13 protein-coding genes are annotated in these 17789 nt (G+C 51.0%); 8 read left to right on the top strand and 5 right to left on the bottom strand.

Annotation, left to right across the window (positions count from 1 at the left end; genetic code table 11):
* Window positions 1–20 precede the first annotated feature (20 nt).
* Together LCH85_18245 and LCH85_18240 are read left to right on the top strand one after the other, a co-directional pair.
* Window positions 21–857, top strand: coding sequence for a hypothetical protein (locus tag LCH85_18245; protein MCA0353941.1), 837 nt, complete (start codon window positions 21–23; stop codon window positions 855–857).
* Between the two features lie 42 nt (window positions 858–899).
* On the top strand, window positions 900–1166 hold the full coding sequence (locus LCH85_18240) for a hypothetical protein (protein MCA0353940.1): 267 nt from the start codon (window positions 900–902) through the stop codon (window positions 1164–1166).
* 5 nt (window positions 1167–1171) lie between these two features.
* On the opposite strand, the gene LCH85_18235 is transcribed toward LCH85_18240, so the two are convergent.
* Window positions 1172–3658, bottom strand: coding sequence for a VWA domain-containing protein (locus tag LCH85_18235; protein MCA0353939.1), 2487 nt, complete (start codon window positions 3656–3658; stop codon window positions 1172–1174).
* A gap of 347 nt (window positions 3659–4005) precedes the next feature.
* On the opposite strand from LCH85_18235, the gene uvrA reads away from it, so the two are divergent.
* Entirely contained in the window at window positions 4006–7047 is a 3042-nt protein-coding gene (gene uvrA / locus LCH85_18230; protein ID MCA0353938.1) for an excinuclease ABC subunit UvrA, read from the top strand.
* A 66-nt stretch (window positions 7048–7113) separates the two neighbouring features.
* Here the strand turns inward: uvrA and LCH85_18225 are convergent, their stop codons facing one another.
* On the bottom strand, window positions 7114–7578 hold the full coding sequence (locus LCH85_18225) for a low molecular weight phosphotyrosine protein phosphatase (GenBank protein MCA0353937.1): 465 nt from the start codon (window positions 7576–7578) through the stop codon (window positions 7114–7116).
* A 160-nt stretch (window positions 7579–7738) separates the two neighbouring features.
* Between LCH85_18225 and LCH85_18220 the strand changes: the two genes are divergently transcribed.
* From LCH85_18220 to LCH85_18200, 5 genes are all read left to right on the top strand, one after another.
* A complete protein-coding gene (locus LCH85_18220; protein MCA0353936.1) occupies window positions 7739–9250 on the top strand; it encodes an integrin alpha in 1512 nt (503 codons plus the stop codon).
* Between the two features lie 251 nt (window positions 9251–9501).
* Window positions 9502–9693 (top strand): hypothetical protein, encoded by a 192-nt coding sequence (locus tag LCH85_18215; protein ID MCA0353935.1) that lies wholly within the window; start codon window positions 9502–9504, stop codon window positions 9691–9693.
* A gap of 146 nt (window positions 9694–9839) precedes the next feature.
* Window positions 9840–11153, top strand: coding sequence for a GTPase ObgE (obgE, locus tag LCH85_18210; protein ID MCA0353934.1), 1314 nt, complete (start codon window positions 9840–9842; stop codon window positions 11151–11153).
* Window positions 11129–12631, top strand: a complete 1503-nt coding sequence (locus tag LCH85_18205; protein MCA0353933.1) for a sugar transferase — start codon at window positions 11129–11131, stop codon at window positions 12629–12631. The genes obgE and LCH85_18205 overlap by 25 nt, the downstream gene beginning before the upstream one ends.
* Before the next feature lie 147 nt (window positions 12632–12778).
* Window positions 12779–14032 carry a phospholipase D-like domain-containing protein gene (locus tag LCH85_18200; GenBank protein MCA0353932.1) on the top strand — a complete coding sequence of 418 codons (1254 nt, stop codon included), beginning with the start codon at window positions 12779–12781 and terminating at the stop codon, window positions 14030–14032.
* 298 nt (window positions 14033–14330) lie between these two features.
* Here LCH85_18200 and LCH85_18195 read toward each other — a convergent pair whose 3' ends face one another.
* From LCH85_18195 to pdhA, 3 genes are all read right to left on the bottom strand, one after another.
* Window positions 14331–15659, bottom strand: coding sequence for a 2-oxo acid dehydrogenase subunit E2 (locus LCH85_18195; protein ID MCA0353931.1), 1329 nt, complete (start codon window positions 15657–15659; stop codon window positions 14331–14333).
* A 90-nt stretch (window positions 15660–15749) separates the two neighbouring features.
* A complete protein-coding gene (locus tag LCH85_18190; GenBank protein ID MCA0353930.1) occupies window positions 15750–16748 on the bottom strand; it encodes an alpha-ketoacid dehydrogenase subunit beta in 999 nt (332 codons plus the stop codon).
* Window positions 16749–16758: 10 nt separating this feature from the next.
* A complete protein-coding gene (pdhA, locus tag LCH85_18185; GenBank protein ID MCA0353929.1) occupies window positions 16759–17736 on the bottom strand; it encodes a pyruvate dehydrogenase (acetyl-transferring) E1 component subunit alpha in 978 nt (325 codons plus the stop codon).
* Window positions 17737–17789 lie beyond the last annotated feature (53 nt).

The raw sequence follows: 17789 nt of genomic DNA, 5'->3' as shown, positions 1-17789 counted from the left end.
ACGTTCCAAGGAGTGATTTTATGCAACAGTTTTGGCAACGTTGGCAGCAATTGAGCGGTTGGCAGCGCTGGCTTGGGCGAATTATCGTGCTAAGCTGCCTAGTAATCGCTTGGCAAGCCTGGCAACATCGTCCTGATGGCAATATTCACCTATTCGTACCAGCGATTGCTGGCAATAGTGTTTTGGTGCAAACGCCCAACGCCAAGCAGATTATCATCGATGCAAGCACTGATCCAGTGGCGATTATGGCCATTATGGGTCAACGCTTGCCATTTTGGCAACGCCAGATTGATCTATTAGTCTTGACCAGTAACGAGCCACAACAATTAAGTGGAGCCTTGGCATTAGCCCGTAGTTATCAGATTAATTTGGTGCTAGCCCCTGCTTTCGAGCCAAATCCTGTTGCTGCTGAGCTAGCCCAAGCCTTGACCAAACAACGGAGCAGGGTGGTATTGATCGAATCAGGCCAAAAAATAACAGTAGATCAGGTGCAACTGACGATTCTCGCTGCACCCAGCGCCCGATCGCAAGCGATTATTCAGCTCCAGTTTGGAGCATGGCACAGCCTGATCGGCCTCAACCCAAGCGATCACGTTGCCAGACAATTGGCGGTAGCAGCAAATCAATGCCAAGTTTTGATTTGGCCATGGTCGCGCGGCGATGATCGTTTGCTGGCCAGCCGCTGTGGTGCACAAGCCCTAATTTACAGTCAAGGCCAAACGGAACAACAAGATCCGCGCAGCTATTTTGCGCGGGGCAGTCAAGAGCGGCGCTTGCTCCACGAAAAACTCGATGGCTCGGTGCATATTCGCAGCGATGGCCAACAGATGTGGTTGCAAACCCACGCCCAACCCTAACCATGCTAAAATATGCCACATCCCCACACCAAGGAGGCCAGTATGCGCAAAAAAGTTGCTCGTGCCTTATTTAATGATCAACCTGTTGAACAATCAACTCCGCCAAAATTAATTAGCTTTGGCAGCAATCGCAGCGATCAATGCACGTTATATGATGCTCCTGCCAAATTTGAACAATGCTTGGGCTGCGAGTATCGGCGTGGCAGCAAAGGGCTAGGCATTCTCTGTGGTCATCGTTTTGGACTTGATCCAACCTATATCAACGGCATACTGACCCAAATCCAAGATGATGAGATTCGTCCGCTTTAGCCTTATCAGCGAATAACTCCACGGCGGATGGCAATTTCAACCAACCATAAACCTAAGGCAAGCGCAATCAGCCACGGCCACCATTGGCTATTGCTGGTTTGGTTGGCAACTTGCAGGCTTGGAGCAATTTGCTCTAAACTGCCGATTTGGCCTTGCCCCAGCCCGACCAATTGCTCCAACAGTGCGGGGTTTGCCGAAACCGCCCATTCACGATTGTAGGGATGAATCACGCCAGCTTGGGTTTCGAGCCGATTTGGGCCTTGCTCCAACGCTGCCAAAATATGGTATGCGCCAGTTTGGGGGGCATCAGCCAGCGCCTGATAACGACCTGGCGCAATTTGGGGGGCACGCAAGATTTGTTCACTGCCATCGGGAGCCAGCACTCGCAAGCCTACATCAGCCAAATCGTAGAGTTCGCCCGTTTCAGCTTGAGCATCGAGGGTGATAATTGCTTGATTCTGTTGCAATTCGCTGCTGATTCGTAGGTCGCCACGGGCTGGGTTGGGGTAGGTTGCGGCGATAATTTGTGCGAGGGTATTGCCCCAGTTAGGCCAAGGTCGCCATGTGGCAGTCCAACGTTCGCCGCTATCCGAGGTAAAAGCAGTAGCGCGGCCAAGCCCATATTGCCAAGTTGCCAGCAAAATATCACCTTCGGTGGTGGTCAATAATTGCTCAGCCTCAGGCTTGGGTGTCACTGCTACATAACCACCAAACGGCGGAATTTCGCTGAGGTTCAGGCCACGAATAGCGGGGTGCGGGGTGGCGAGGTTGGCCTGAAATTGACCTTCAGTTAATGGATTTTCGCGGGCAATTTCGGCTTCTTGCAAGGTCAATCGCGGCAAATCATCGGGTCTAGAGGCGAAATGATAGCGTCCAGCACCCAATTTGGCCAACGATTCGAGCAGCACGGTATCAGCATCGCCGCCGATCGCAATCGTTGAAAGCGTGATGCCTTGGGCGCGTAGCGGCGCAATCAGCGATTCGTAGGAGCTTTCGCCGCCAGAACGACCATCAGTCAACAGCACAGCATGCCGCACTTTGCCTGTTTGTTGGGCCAACCCACCCATACCAACTTCCAACGCAGCATAAATATTAGTACCACCACCAGCACTTAAGCTAGCAATGCTATTTTGAATTTCGCTTAGTTGCACACCTTGGCCAACTTTGGTAAAGGTTACAGTCCAATCGTTGGTATCATCGAAGGCCAGCACGCCAATCGTATCATCGGCTCCCAACGAATCGGTTGCGGCAATTGCGGCGGCTTTGGCAAGGCTAAATTTATCTTTGCCCGTCTCGCCCAACATACTTGCCGAGCGATCCAGAATTAACAGCAAAGTGACGGTTGGGCGCTCACGGCGAGGCGGCGGCTCCATCGAAACAGGCAATAATTCTTCGAGCGGCGTGCCAGCATAACTGCCTAAGTTATAACTATTGGTTCCACCTAATACAACCACACCATGGCCAAGGCTGCGCACAAATTCACGCAAGGCCAATTGTTGATCAAGGCTTAAATCGTTGGCAGAAATATCTTGAAGCACAATTGAATCGTAGACCCTGAGTTGGCTGAGGCTGGTTGGCAAGGCTGCAGGGCGTAAGGCTTCTGTCACTAAATTGGCAGCTTCTAAAGCATCGCGCAAGTTGGCCGAGCTATCTGGCGAGCGTTCGATGATCAATACTCGCGGCGGTGGCCCAACCACCGTCCAAGCATCAAGTTGATTATTGGCAGGTTGCTGATCGTTAGTCGCAAGCAACATTGCCTGAAAACGATGAAAGCCGCGAGCACCAGCGGTCGATTGAAATGAAACCAGATTACGGCCTTGGGTTACGTTGATGGTTTGGCCCGCCAAGCCCACGCCGTCGCTGCTTAATTCGAGGCGCACTTGACCATCAACACTCGAATAGAGCACCACATCGGCACTAAATCGCTCGCCTTCGCGCAAAGCTGGCGGCACAATCAGCGATTCCACCCGAATATCGGTTTCGGGGTAGCTGATTGGCACACCATGCAAACGAATTGAGCGTTGCGCAAATGTGCTGACCTGATTTTGCCCATTGGTGGTCGTGCTAGCGCCATCGCTGAGCAGAATAATATCGCCACCTTGCGGCAATAAACCACTCGCAAATTGCAACGCTCCCGCCAAATCGCTGCCATTGGGATCAATTGCTGGGCGCTGGTCGGTTTGGCTCACCCGCACATCGGCCCCAAAGGCCAACAAGCGCACTGGACGTTGCTCGATTTGTTGTTGGTAGAAGTTCACGGCCTCATTCCAAGCAGCATCACGCAACTCGCTAGGCAAATTGGCCGATTGATCAACCAGCAAAATCAAGGGCTTGGATTGTTGATTGGCTTGGTTGCGAGGCAAGGCCAGTGCTAGCAAAATACAAGCTAAGCTCGCCAAGCGCAGCCCAACTACCCGCCAATCGAGGGTTGTTTTGCGGGCAATCCACCAGCCACTCAATCCTATAATGAGGAATAATCCCAAAAATATCATGCAATCGCCATCGCGGGGTAATCTCAACAAATCATCATTTGAAGCATACCATAAATAGAGGGATGAATTATGAGGGATGAATTATGAAGGCCACTTGATTAGAGCAATCATCCCTGTGTGACTCTGTATTAAAAATTTCATCCTTCATCCTTCATCCCTCAGCCCTCAGTTAACAAAGTTCATTCAAAAGTCGCGGATCATGGCGGGCAAACTCTGTTATAATGAACACGTCTGTTCGATTAATCAATTCCCCAAGCGCTGCCATGAGAGCAACGTTCGGGGCTTTTTCCTGTTCAAGCAGCAAAATTGCGCTTGAATACTATAGATTTTACGATAAAGGCGGGTGTATGGCGCAGGATAAAATTGTCATCAAGGGCGCACGTGAGCACAATCTTAAAAATATCGACATCGAACTACCACGCGATCAATTAGTTGTGTTGACGGGGGTTTCTGGCTCAGGCAAGTCATCGTTAGCCTTTGATACCTTATATGCTGAAGGCCAGCGCCGCTATGTTGAATCGCTTTCCTCGTATGCCCGCCAGTTTTTAGGCCAACTCGAAAAGCCCAAGGTCGATTTCATTGGTGGGCTTTCGCCAGCAATTGCCATCGAACAAAAATCGGCTTCGAAAAATCCGCGCTCAACGGTGGGCACGGTCACCGAAATTTATGATTATTTGCGGGTCTTGTTTGCGCGGATTGGCGTGCCACATTGCCATAAATGTGGTAAAGCCATTGGCTCGCAAACTGCTGAACAAATGGTCAATCGGGTGCTAGAGTTGCCCAAAGGCACGCGCTTTATGCTTTTAGCGCCGATGGTAGCCGCTCGCAAAGGCGAATACAAAGATATTTTCGATGATGCCCGCTCGCAGGGGTTTTCGCGGGCACGGGTCGATGGCGAAATTCGCGATTTGCAAGATGACATTAAACTCAATAAAAAAGTTAAACATACAATTGATATTGTGGTTGATCGCTTGGTCGTGCCAACCGACGACGACGAAACCTTTCGTTCACGGCTCAACGATAGTGTTGAAACTGCTCTACGCACCGCCAATGGCACAATTATTATCGCTATTCCTGAGTTTGCCCAACAAACCGAAAAATCAAAATCGAAAAAAGCCAAGGCCAAAGCGGTTGCTGCCGAAGTTAATGAAGAAGAATTGTTGCCCGAGGAAGAATCAAGCATTAGCGGCATGAACGCTGCGGGCGATATTGTGATGAGCGAGGATTATGCCTGTGTTGATTGTGGCATCTCGTTCCTTGAACTCAACCCACAGATGTTTTCGTTCAATGCGCCGCAAGGAGCTTGCCCTGAATGTGCTGGCTTGGGCACGCGCTTAGAAGTTGATGCAGAACTGCTCGTGCCAAACCCGAATTTATCGTTGCACGATGGCGCGGTAACCTATTGGGGTGAGTTGCGCAAAAAAGTTGGTAGCTGGGGCTATCGCGCTCTGCAAGCCATCGCCGCCCACTATCAATTCGATCTCGATACCCCATGGAAAGACCTCAGCCCACAGGTACGCGAAATTTTGATGCAAGGCTCTGGCAGTGAAAAGGTCAAGCATGTTTGGAGCGAAGGTCAGTCCAAGGGTGAGTATTATCGTCGTTGGGAAGGCTTGGGTGCAGAAATTATGCGCCGTTTCCAGCAAACTGGCGTTGAAAATATGCGCGAGCATTACCAACAATGGATGAGCGATCAGCCTTGTCATGCCTGCCATGGGGCGAAACTGCGGCCTGAAAGTTTGGCAGTGACGGTTGGTGATGAAAATGTGCAACAAATTTGTGCCAAAACTGTGGCGCAAGGCTATGCATGGGCCTGTGGTTTAACTGGCAGCGATGCCCACTGGGTTAGCCGCGATGGTTTAGATACCACAGTGTTGCCGCTGTTGTCCGCCGCGCCAACACCGACCAAACTCGATGGTCGGCAATTGGAAATTGCTGGCGAAGTGCTCAAAGAAATTCGTGAGCGCTTGGGCTTTTTGTTGAATGTTGGTTTGCACTATCTCACGCTTGATCGCTCGGCTCCCTCGCTGTCTGGCGGTGAGGCTCAGCGCATCCGCTTGGCTTCACAAATTGGGGCTGGCTTGATGGGTGTGATGTATATTCTCGACGAGCCATCAATTGGCTTGCATCAACGTGATAATCGCAAATTGATCGATACTTTGACTAAACTGCGCGACCTTGGTAACACCGTGATTGTGGTTGAGCACGACGAAGATACCATGAAAGCCGCCGATTGGCTGGTAGACTTCGGGCCTGGTGCAGGAGTCAACGGCGGCAAGGTGGTCGCTGAAGGTCGGCCCGAATATATCAGCAGTAATGGCTCATTGACTGGTAGCTATTTGTCGGGGCGCTTGAAAATTGAAGTGCCGCCAACCCGTCGGCCTGCGCATGGCCATATTACTTTGCACGGTGCAACTCACAATAACCTCAACAACCTTGATATTACGATTCCTTTGGGCACGCTGGTCGCGGTAACTGGGGTTTCTGGCTCAGGCAAATCGTCATTAATCACCGAAACGCTCTATCCAGCCTTGGCAAATTTGCTCAATCGCGCCCAGTTGCGGGTTGGCAAATACGATACGCTTGAAGGTTTAGAGCAACTTGATAAAGTGATCGATATTGATCAACAGCCGATTGGCCGCACGCCGCGCTCGAATCCTGCAACCTACGTCAAGTTGTTTGATCAGATTCGTGAGGTGTTTGCTAATACGCCTGATGCTAAACTGCGCGGCTATGAGCCAGGCCGCTTCTCGTTCAATGTCAAAGGTGGGCGCTGTGAAGCCTGCCAAGGCAATGGCGAGCAAAAGATCGAAATGCACTTCTTGGCGGATGTGTGGGTGCGCTGCGATGAGTGCAAGGGCAAACGTTACAATCGCGAAACTTTACAAGTGCGCTACAAAGGCAAAACCATTTCCGATGTGCTGGATATGGATGTGCACACCGCGCTCGAATTCTTCGAGAACCACCCCAAACTCAAGCGAGTGCTGCAAACCTTGCACGATGTTGGCTTGGATTACATCAAACTTGGCCAATCGGCTACGACGCTCTCTGGTGGCGAGGCTCAGCGGGTCAAATTGGCCAAAGAATTGGCGCGGGTGGCCACTGGCCGCACAATCTACATTCTCGATGAGCCAACTACCGGCTTGCACTTCGCCGATGTACAAAATCTGTTGCGGGTCATTCAGCGCTTGGTCAAGGCTGGTAATACGGTTCTGGTGATTGAACACAGCCTTGATGTGATCAAAACCGCCGATTGGATTATTGATCTTGGGCCTGAGGGTGGCACTGGCGGTGGCTATATTATCGCCCAAGGCACGCCTGAAGAAGTGGCCTTACATCCAACTTCGCACACAGCGGTCTTTTTGCGCGATTTGCTGAATCTTGGCTGAAATTAATTAGAAATCCCCGCTAGCTACGCATTAGTGATGGCTAGCGGGGATTTGATGTTAAAAATCTTAGAGTTTTGTTGCCACAATTTCATCAAGCAAAGCATTACAGGCAGTGTGCAACATCGCATAGACTTCCTCAAAATTGCCAGTATACCAAGGGTCAGGCACGTCGCGGCCTTTGACTCCGTTGGGAATGTAATCAAGAATCAAGCGTACTTCAGCCCCGTTTGAGCCTAAAACCGCCTGCATATCACGGCGATTTTGCGTATCCATCGCGATCAAATAATCAAAATTCTGTTGATCAATTTTGCCAAATTGGCGACCTCGATGGCTCAAGCTAATGCCATTGTGGCGCAAAATGCGCATAGTTCCGTGGTGCGGCTCATCGCCAATGTGATAATGGCTCGTGCCCGCCGAATCGACTTCGATCGCATGACTAAGCTTTCGTTGCTCGACCAAGTGGCGCATAATGCCCTCGGCCATGGGCGAACGACAAATATTGCCTAAACAAACAAATAAGACCCGAACCATGGGCACTCCTTCTAGATACCTCTAATCAAGCCAAAAACTCCCTTTAGTATACCAGTTTGACGTGAATTTGAAGATCGAGTATAGTCTCGCGATATAAAAACAATTTAGTCGGAAATAACCGTCTAAACTCATCGTAGCACACGTTCTTGGAGGGTCTGGTTTGAAATTGCGTCAATTACTTGGGTTATGCGGCTGTGGCATTGCCCTTGGATTAAGTGGTTGGGCTTTCGCTGAATCCCAGCAATTCAGCGAAAGTCTCGCCGAAACAACAATTGTGGCGTTTACGGGCGGTGCTGGCGAACATGCTGGTTATGCCGTGGCCGACGTTGGCGATATTAATCAAGATGGCTTGGCCGATAGCTTGGTCGGTGCTTGGGTAGCCGACCCGTTGGGTCGCAACAACGCTGGCACCAGCTATCTGATTTGGGGTCAAGCACTTACCGCAACCTTGCAAGCCCCCGATCTGGCCGAACGGGGCGTGGCAATTTATGGGGCCAGTGAGGGTGCTTCATCTGGCTGGAGCGTCACTGGCCTTGGCGATGTCAACGGCGACCAAATCGACGACGTTGCCATCGGTGCGTGGGGCGAATCGCCCAATGGCCGAGCGACTGCTGGCAGTGTGTTTGTGGTTTGGGGCGGCTCGCTCACCACAACCCTCGATTTGGCGGCGCTTGGTAATCATGGTTATCGGATCGATGGTGCTGTAGCAGGCGATCGGGTGGGCTATGCATTGATTGGGGTCGAAGATCTCAATAATGACGGCTTGAATGAAATCGTAATCGGGGCAATTGGGGTTGATGCCAGCGCCGATAATGCTGGTGCAGCCTATGTGGTTTGGGGCAAAGCCACCACCACAACCCTCGATTTGGCAACTGCTAGCAATTATGGCTATCGGATTGATGGTGCTGCTGCTAATGATCGGGCTGGTAGCGCGGTTGGTAGCACTAGCGACATGAACGGCGATGGCAAACCTGAGATTTTGGTAGGCTCGTATGTGGCCGATCCATTTGGGCGTAGCGCTGCTGGTAGCGTGGCCGTCGTATGGGGTGCTAACACCACCGCCTCATATCCTATCGGAGCGCTGGCCCAGAATGGCTTTGTAATTGCTGGGGCTGGAGTGAGTGATCGCGCTGGCATCAGCTTGGTTGGCACTGGAGATCTGAATGGCGATCAACGGGGCGATTTGGCAGTTGGCAGTGATCAATTTCCTGCTGGCGGCGCTGGTCGAGTTGATTTGATTTATGGGTCAGCCTTCAGTGGCACGCTTGATTTGGCTCAACCGTTGAGCAATACCGTGCGCTTCGTGGGAGAGCAAGCTGGTGATGAGGCTGGTTTTTCGGTGGGTTATAGCGATCAACGCTTGATTATCGGAGCCTATGGAGTTGATAGTAGCCTTGGCTCAGATACAGGTCGGGTGTATGTGGTCAACACGCCACCAGTAAGCAATACAATTAATTTGGCCAATTTGACAGTAGAACAGGGCTTTAGCCTTGATGGGGTTGTTGGCGGTGGCCGACTTGGGCGGGCAGTAGCAGGTTTGGGCGACGCTACTGGCGATGGACATGGCGATTTGCTTCTGGGAGCCGACCTTGCTGGCAGCCAGATCGAAGGCTATGCCTATATCGTTGGTCGCCTGCCAACAACAGTTTATATGCCGATGATCATGCGGTAATCGGCGGTTGTTTCGTCAACAGCAGCGACATCACTGGTTCTCCGGTGTCGCTGCTGTTGGTGTTTTTAGGAATAAGCGTTGTTGATCCACGAAGAGCACGAAGGACACTAAGTTTAGGTTTTTAGCTACAAATTCCACGAATCATCTAGCTTCATCCCTCATAATTCATAATTCATCCTTCCAATATTCATGGCATAAGGCTTGCATAGAGCTTGGGCAGATATTCTTTTGTTTAGTTTGGAGTTGCTACGATGACCGACCCACAAGCCCAAATCACCGCTGAAGATAAGACGATTCGGCCTGATGAAAACGAGGTTGATGGTAGCCATGGCGCAACCGAAGATCAAGTTGTGCCAGTCGGTGGCCCACAGTCAGATTCTGATGCTAGCGATGGGGCTGATGAGTTAGGCATTGAACCAGCCGAAGAAATCACCCCAGGTTAGGCCAAATTATGGTATAGTTATAGCTATTCGGCGCTCGCGAGAGCGTCGTTTTTGTGTCTAAACGCATTGGACAGCATGCGATTCTTCATGTATCCTGCGTTACAATCACAATTGAATAATTAACCACACGAAGCGGGTGACTTTTTATGTCTGATTTTATAGATCGTGCGCTGATTACAGTCAAAGCTGGTGATGGTGGCGATGGTATGGCCACTTTCCGCCGAGAAAAATATGTTCCGCGTGGCGGCCCCGATGGTGGCGATGGTGGCCGTGGCGGGAGTGTCTATCTTGAGGTAAGCCCTCATTTAAATACGCTATTGCCTTTTCGTTTTGAAACCCATTTTGAAGCCGATAAGGGCTTGAACGCTGGTCGGCAGCGCAAACGTGGCCGCACAGGCGAAGATACGTTTATTCGTGTGCCACCTGGTACGATTGTGAGCGCCGAAATTGAGGGCGAAGTTCAAACTGTCGATTTGTTGTTTCCTGGCCAAAAATTGTTGGTAGCCCGTGGTGGCAAGGGCGGCTTGGGCAATACCCACTTTGCCACTGCCTCGAATCAAGTGCCACGGATTGCCGAGCTTGGCCAGCCTGGCGAAGAGCGTGAGCTGCAACTTGAATTAAAAGTCATTGCTGATGTTGGCTTGGTCGGCTTCCCCAACGCGGGCAAATCGACTTTGCTCTCGATGGTCAGCGCTGCGCGTCCGAAAATTGCTAATTATCCGTTTACCACACTTTCGCCCAATTTAGGCGTAGCCGAATTCAACGATTTTACCTTTGTGGTAGCCGATATTCCAGGTTTGATCGAAGGAGCCAGCCGTGGGGTTGGGCTGGGCCACGATTTCTTGCGCCATATTGAGCGCACGCGAATTTTGGTGCATGTGCTCGATGCTGCGGGCACTGAAGGCCGCGATCCCTTTGAAGATTTCTTGACGATCAACGCTGAACTCAAGGCCTACTCCAGCGAATTGGCTCAACGCCCGCAACTGGTCGCCTTGAACAAAACCGATATTCCCGATGCCGAGGCCTTTGACGAATTGATGCGTCCACAAATTATCGCTTGGGGCATTGATCCGGAAAATATCTTTCCAATTTCGGCAGCAACCAACCAAGGCCTGCAACCGTTGCAACGCCGAATTGTCGATATTCTACGTGAAATGCCCGAACGGATTACCCGCCTGCCGTACAGTGAGGAAATTCTGACCTTCCGCTTCAGCAATATCGACCCGAATGATTTCTGGCTCGAAACTGAGGAAGATGGGGTGTTACGTGTCCATGGCGAGAAAATTGAACGGCTTGTTTCAATGACGAACTTTGCCCAAAGCGAATCGCTCGATCGGCTCCAACGGGTGTTGGAAGCGATGGGCGTTTCAGCAGCGCTGTTTGCTGCTGGTGTGCGCCATGGCGATCCTGTGCGGATTGAAAAAGCTGAGTTGTTATGGCAAGACGAGTCGATTGGATGATGAGCGATTGGTCTACCAGCCAACCGATTTTTTCGCAGCGCGATGTGCGTCAAACCACATCGCGGCTGGCTCTGACCTTGCTCGATGGATGTTTGATTTTAGTAGCCTTTGCCGTAGCGCACTGGCTGCGTTACGATGTCCGCTTAGGTCGTGATATTTACGACCCAGCTTCATATCGCCAACTCTCGGCCTTCTACCCGATGATGTTGGTGTTTATGTTGACGCTGATTAGCACGTTGCACTGGCGCGGGTTTTATCGCCTGCCCCGTTCAGCCTCAGCCTTCGATTCGTTTAGTATTATCGTTACCAGCACCACAATTGCCCTTGCCCTCACGGTCATGTGGCTATTTATCAATCGCGCCGATTTATGGTCGCGCTTGATTATGGTGTTTGTTTGGTTTTGCGTGATTGTGGCGCTGACGTTTGGCCGGATTAGTTTGCGCATGTTGCGGCGCTGGGCATGGCGACGCGGCGTTGGCTTAGAACAAGTTGTGGTGGTCGGCAATCGTGGCCTAGCCAAACAGGTGATGGAAGAATTGCAATATACGCTCGATCATGGCCATCATTTGTTGGGCTATGTCGAAGGCCCGCCCGATGATCGCGACGATGTGGCCGCACCAGGTGAGCAATTTCGCTGGCTTGGCACGCTCAGCCAATTCGAGCAGATTATGCGTCAACGCCATGTCGATCAAGTGATTATTGCCCTGCCATTTTGGGCGCACACCAGCCTACCCGAAGTCGTGGCAATTTGCCGTAAGTTCAATATTGAATTTCGCGTCGCCCCCGATTTATATGAACTGAGCTTCGATCGCGTCAGCATTCAGCGCTTGAGTACGATTCCGCTGTTGCGCTTGAAAAAGAATGTGATTCGCGGCTGGAATTATGTGTTCAAACGTAGCACCGATTTACTGATGATTGGCCTGACTGCGCCGATTTGGGCCACAATTTGGGGCTTGGCCGCCTTGATGATCAAACTCTCTGATCCACAAGCGCCGGTGGTTTTTCGCCAACCACGCATCGGCAAGCATGGCCAAACCTTTATGGTCTACAAATTGCGCACGATGGTACCCAATGCCGAGGCGCTCAAAAAAAGCCTGATGGATCAAAATGAGGCCGAAGGGGCACTCTTCAAAATCAAAGACGACCCACGGGTTACTCGCTTGGGTCGGATTTTGCGCAAACTCAGCATCGACGAGCTACCGCAACTCTACAATGTGCTGCGCGGCGAAATGAGCTTGGTTGGCCCACGCCCGCAAGTGCCCGACGAAGTAGCCCAATATCAAGAATGGCACTATCGCCGTTTGGAAGTGACTCCAGGCTTGACTGGTTTATGGCAAGCCTCAGGCCGCTCCAACACCACCTTCGATGATATGGTGCGCTTGGATATTTACTACACCGAACACTGGTCGCTCTGGCTTGATCTGCGAATTATGATCATGACGATTCCGGCGGTGCTGTTTGGTCGTGGCGCATACTAAATAGCAATTGAAATCGCAGCACGACAGGCTATCAACAATTGATAGCCTGTTTTGTTTAAGCGTGGCCGTGCTATAGTGGTGGCATTGGAATTGCGACAAGCGGGCTTGGCCTCGGCGATTTGAGGCTGAAGCTGCGAAAGGATCGCTATGCGTTGGCTCAAAGCTGGGTTATGGTTTCTGACTGAGTGGGTGCTTTCACTGCCACGTTTGCTGCTGGCCAGCATTCTGGCTCAATTGGGCTTGATGGGTGCGCTAATGGCTTATGCCAAGTTGCGCAATCGCAGCGTTGAAAATAGCTTTCCCCAGCTTGATTTGCCGCCAATCGATTTGGGCGAGCATAGCGTGCAATTATTTGATGATGGTGGCTCAGTCTTTCGTCAAATGCTGTTTGATATTTCCCTAGCCAAAGAATCGATTTTGCTGGAAAGCTATATTTTCGAGCGCGATGAGGTTGGGCTAGCCTTCAAACGAGCGTTAATTCGCAAAGCTCGCGAAGGTGTGAAAATTTATGTAACCTTTGATGGCATTGGTACGTTGCACGTTCCCGAACGCTTTAAGTTGTTTGGCAAGCGCCGCAATATTCGGGTCTTTGAATTTGGCCGCCTCAAATCAATTCGCTCATTTTTCGATACGAATATGTGGATTCGCACCCATCGCAAAATTTTGGTGATCGATGGTAAAATTGGTTATTTAGGTGGCATGAATATTGGCCGCAACTATGCCCGAACTTGGCGTGATACCCATTTGAAAATCGAAGGCCCAATTGCTGCCAATATTGCCGAAGAATTTATTGCTCTGTGGAATAAATATAATAAAAAACATAAAATTAATTTGAGCTATTCCACCACCAACGATCAACAAGTGGGAATTTGCGCTAACGACCCGATTGAATATCAATTGCCAATTCGCCAAACCTACCTTGATGCAATTAACGATGCCAAACACTATATTTACATTTCGAATGCCTATTTCTTGCCCGACCCGCTGATTCGGGCAACGCTGATCGATGCTGCCAAACGCGGGGTCGATATTCAAATTATGGTGCCCGAAATCTCCGATAATATCGTGGTCGATTGGATTTGTCGTGGTTTATTGGGGGAATTGATGGAGCATGGCGCACGCGTGCTGCTCTATCGTGGCACAATGATTCATGCCAAAACCATGACCGTTGATGGGATGTGGTCAACCGTGGGCAGCGCCAATTTAGATACCCGCAGCCTGGCAGCGAATTATGAAATCAATGCCACAATCAAGAATCCGGCCTTTGCTCGCCAAATGGAAGCCATGTTTTTGAATGATCGAGCGCAATCGCGCGAAATTAATTATCAAACTTGGCGCAGCCGTTCAATCTTTATCCACCTCGGCGAACAAGTACTACAACCAGCCCGTGGCCTGTTTTAATAAGGATGAGGGATGAATTATGAGGGATGAAATGTGGGCTTTTAATGGAGAGTCGCAAAGATAAAGATGTGGGGTTGGGGTTGAAGGGCTTAGGGATCAGGATTTTGTCCATTGCCTATGGTCTATTCCAAATCGCTTATTCCAAGATCCCATAGCCTTCAGCCTATAGCTGAAGAATCTCTACGCGTTTGCGTTTTGTGGCTTTTGCCTTCATCCCTCATAATTCATAATTCATCATTAAAAAAGCCCCTCGCCCGTCGAAACGAGCAAGGGGCTGAGTGTTGTTATGCTCAAAGGTTTAGAGCAAGAGCTTGAATGGGTTTTGCAGCAAGTTCTTGAGTTCAACCAAGAACTGGGCAACGCTTGCCCCATCGGTGGCGCGGTGGTCGGCTGAAACCGTGACATTCATCAATTGGCGAATCACAATTTCACCATCGCGCACAACTGGAGTGGCAATCGTGCTGCCAACCGCCAAAATTGCGCTTTGTGGTGGCGTGATAATCGCGATGAAGTTGGTTACATCGAACATCCCCAAGTTGCTGACGGTGAACGTGCCACCTTGGAGATCGTCGAGGCCAGCTTTGCCATCACGGGTGCGGCCAATCACATCACGCATTTGATTGGAGATTGCGCCGAGGCTCAAGCTATCGCAGTTGCGCACGACCGGAGCCAACAAGCCAGCATCGGTTGCCACAGCCACACTGATGTGAACATCTTTGTGAACCAACAACTTATCGCCAGCAAAGGTCGAGTTGAGTGCAGGGAACTTCTTCAAGGCGATTGCACAAGCCTTGAGCAACAATTCAGTCACTGAAAGTTTGCCGCCATGAGCTTCACGCAACTTAGGCAACAAGGCTTGAATTGCATCCATTTCAATCGTTGAAGTAACGAAGAATGGTGGCACTTGTTGTTGGCTTTCGACCATGCGCTTGGCAGCGGTTTGACGCAAGCGCGAGAGTGGCTCCTCGGTGTAGACCGAGTTTGGCGCTGGTGGCGCGAAGATCAAGCCAACTGGTGCGGGCACTGGCGACGTGACTGGTGCAGCAGGGGCAGCAGCTGGCGCGGCGGCTGGTGCAGCAGCAGGAGCAACCTTTGGTGCAGCAGCAGCAGCCAACACATCGGCCTTGACAATCCGGCCATCAGGGCCAGAACCCTTGAGTCCAGCCAAATCTACGCCGCGTTGTTCGGCCAAACCGCGAGCGGCTGGGGTTGCAAACAAGCGTCCGGTGCTGGTTGCCGAAGCGCTAGCTGCTGGCGTAGCCTCAACCTTTTCTGGCTGAGCGGCCACTGCAGGAGCGCTTGGAGCGGCCTCGCCACCCTCGCCAACGGCTGGAGCATCGCTGGCGGGCGTAACGCTGGCATTGGCTTCTTCGGCTTCGTCATCACCTGAGCCGTCGTCAATTTCGGCGATTGGCGCACCAACTGGCACGGTATCGCCTTCGTTAACCAAGAACTTTAAAATTGTGCCAGCCTCAAAAGCCTCGATTTCAATCGTGACCTTATCGGTTTCGACTTCAGCAATTGGTTCACCACGCGAAACCTCATCGCCTGGTTTTTTCAACCATTTGGCCAAAGTACCTTCGACCATATCGTAGCCCATTTTGGGCATTTCTAGTTTCTTCGCCATCGTGACCTCGTGTGTTGGTGGCTTGGCAACAGGCTTAGAATTCACGAAACCGTTTTCTTTAGCCTGCTGCCAAGTCACCCAACCTCAACATTACTGCTGCCGAATCTTTTGGGTCTTGCCTGCCAGTACATTCTTGACTGCTTGAATGACTGAATCGGCATTTGGAACCACATGGGCTTCCAAGTTTTTGGCATACGGCATTGGCACTTCGTCAAAGCCCACGCGCCAAATTGGAGCATCCAAGTGATCAAAGCCTTCGGTATACAAGCGAGCGGCAATTTCCGAGCCAACGCCAACTGATGTCCACTCTTCGGTGGCAATTACAGCGCGGTTGGTTTTGCGGAAGCTTTCCAAGACTGGCTCCATGTCGAGCGGACGAATGGTGCGCAAGTCAACCAAGGCTGCATCAATGCCTTCGCTTGCCAAGGTTTCAACGGCTTGTTGGCAGTAAGGAATCATGCGGCCATAGCCCACGATCGTCACATCTTTGCCATCGCGCAACAAGTTCGATTTGCCAATCGGAACGGTGTAGCTTTCTTCTGGCACTTCGCCCTTGATGTTGTAGATCCCAGTGTGTTCGATGAAAATCACGGGATCGGGATCTTCGATCGCGGCCTTCATCAAGCCTTTGGCATCGTATGGAGTGCCAGGCACAACCACTTTCAAGCCAGGCATGTAGGCATAGTAGTTATCGAAGGCTTGCGAGTGGGTGGCGCTCAATTGACCATAGCCATTGGGCATGCGAAACACGATTGGGCAGGTAAATTGGCCACCGAACATATAGTGCAATTTGGCAGCGTGGTTGATAATCATATCCAGCGCCAAAATTGCAAAGTTGGTGGTCATCATTTCCACGATCGGGCGCAAGCCGTTCATCGCAGCGCCGATGCCTAAACCAGCATAACCAGCTTCAGCAATTGGCATATCCTTGATGCGTTCGGGGCCGAACTCTTTTTCAAACCCTTTGGTGACACCGTAAGCGCTATCGTAGTGAACAACATCTTCACCAATGATAAACACCCGTGGATCGTTGGTCATTGCTTCGCGCAATGCTTGGCGCAAGGCTTCCGAGTAGGTTATAACGGGCATTGATATCTCCTTAGAGCGGCTTCGAATAGATTTCGGTCCATGCTTCGCTCAGGTCTGGGGCAGGGCTTTCTTCGGCAAATTGCACCACTGCATCCATTTCCTTTTCAACTTCTTTATCGATTTGTTTGGCTTGTTTTTCAGTCAACAAGTTTTGATCGATCAGTTTTTGCTTGAGCAAAGCAATTGGGTCGCCGGAACGCCGAGCATTAATATCGTCGCGAGTTCGATACATTTGGGGGTCGGCAGCCGAGTGACCACGGAGACGATAGGTCATCGCTTCTAAGAAATATGGGCCTTCGGTGCGGGCATGGTTGACGGCGTAAAGGGCGCGAGCACGCATTTCTTCAACGTCGTTGCCATTCACGCGCTCGCCAGGCATAAATGGCGAAGCTTTTTTGTGAATTTCGGTGACCGAAGTGTGCACGCTGAGCGGCGTACCCATGGCAAATTCGTTGTTTTCGCACAGGAAAACGATTGGCAATTTATATAATGCGGCCATACTGACGGCTTCGTAGAATTCGCCGCCATTGGTTGCGCCATCGCCAAAGAAACACATGACAACGCCATCTTGATCAGCTTGGCCAAGCACTTCGCGCTTGTATTTGATCGAGTAGGCAATCCCCATGGCCAACAGCAAGTGGGCACCAACGATGGCGTAACCGCCCCAGAAATTTTTATTTTTATCAGCAAAGTGCATTGAGCCGCCTTTGCCTTTACCGGTGCCAGTGCTGCGGCCAAACAATTCAGCCATCAGAGGTTTTGGTTCCAAGCCACGAGCAAGGGCGTGGCCGTGGTCGCGATAGTGGGTGACTAAATGATCTTGTGCTTTCAAGGCACCAATCGCACCAACCGCGACTGCTTCTTGCCCAACATATAAGTGCAAGAAGCCGCCGATCCGAGCACGGGTGTACTGTTGCTGGCAATGTTCTTCAAATGAGCGAATCAGCACCATCGTGCGGTAATCGGCAAGTAAATCTTGCTTTTCCATCAAGGCTCCTTTATCGAGGGTTGCAGAAGAAGAAAAGCCATACCTGGCCGTCC

Source organism: Chloroflexota bacterium (assembly GCA_020161265.1).
In the GTDB taxonomy this organism is placed as follows: Bacteria; Chloroflexota; Chloroflexia; order Chloroflexales; family Herpetosiphonaceae; genus Herpetosiphon.
Note: the sequence above shows the minus strand (reverse complement) of the source record. Positions and strands in the feature narration are given on the sequence as shown.

Coding starts and splice junctions, on each gene's coding strand:
- obgE (MCA0353934.1), top strand. CDS start 9,840: ATGTCTGATTTTATAGATCGTGCGCTGATTACAGTCAAAGCTGGTGAT.
- LCH85_18190 (MCA0353930.1), bottom strand. CDS start 16,748: ATGCCCGTTATAACCTACTCGGAAGCCTTGCGCCAAGCATTGCGCGAA.
- LCH85_18240 (MCA0353940.1), top strand. CDS start 900: ATGCGCAAAAAAGTTGCTCGTGCCTTATTTAATGATCAACCTGTTGAA.
- LCH85_18205 (MCA0353933.1), top strand. CDS start 11,129: ATGGCAAGACGAGTCGATTGGATGATGAGCGATTGGTCTACCAGCCAA.
- pdhA (MCA0353929.1), bottom strand. CDS start 17,736: ATGGAAAAGCAAGATTTACTTGCCGATTACCGCACGATGGTGCTGATT.
- LCH85_18200 (MCA0353932.1), top strand. CDS start 12,779: ATGCGTTGGCTCAAAGCTGGGTTATGGTTTCTGACTGAGTGGGTGCTT.
- LCH85_18195 (MCA0353931.1), bottom strand. CDS start 15,659: ATGGCGAAGAAACTAGAAATGCCCAAAATGGGCTACGATATGGTCGAA.
- LCH85_18245 (MCA0353941.1), top strand. CDS start 21: ATGCAACAGTTTTGGCAACGTTGGCAGCAATTGAGCGGTTGGCAGCGC.
- LCH85_18235 (MCA0353939.1), bottom strand. CDS start 3,658: ATGATATTTTTGGGATTATTCCTCATTATAGGATTGAGTGGCTGGTGG.
- LCH85_18215 (MCA0353935.1), top strand. CDS start 9,502: ATGACCGACCCACAAGCCCAAATCACCGCTGAAGATAAGACGATTCGG.
- uvrA (MCA0353938.1), top strand. CDS start 4,006: ATGGCGCAGGATAAAATTGTCATCAAGGGCGCACGTGAGCACAATCTT.
- LCH85_18225 (MCA0353937.1), bottom strand. CDS start 7,578: ATGGTTCGGGTCTTATTTGTTTGTTTAGGCAATATTTGTCGTTCGCCC.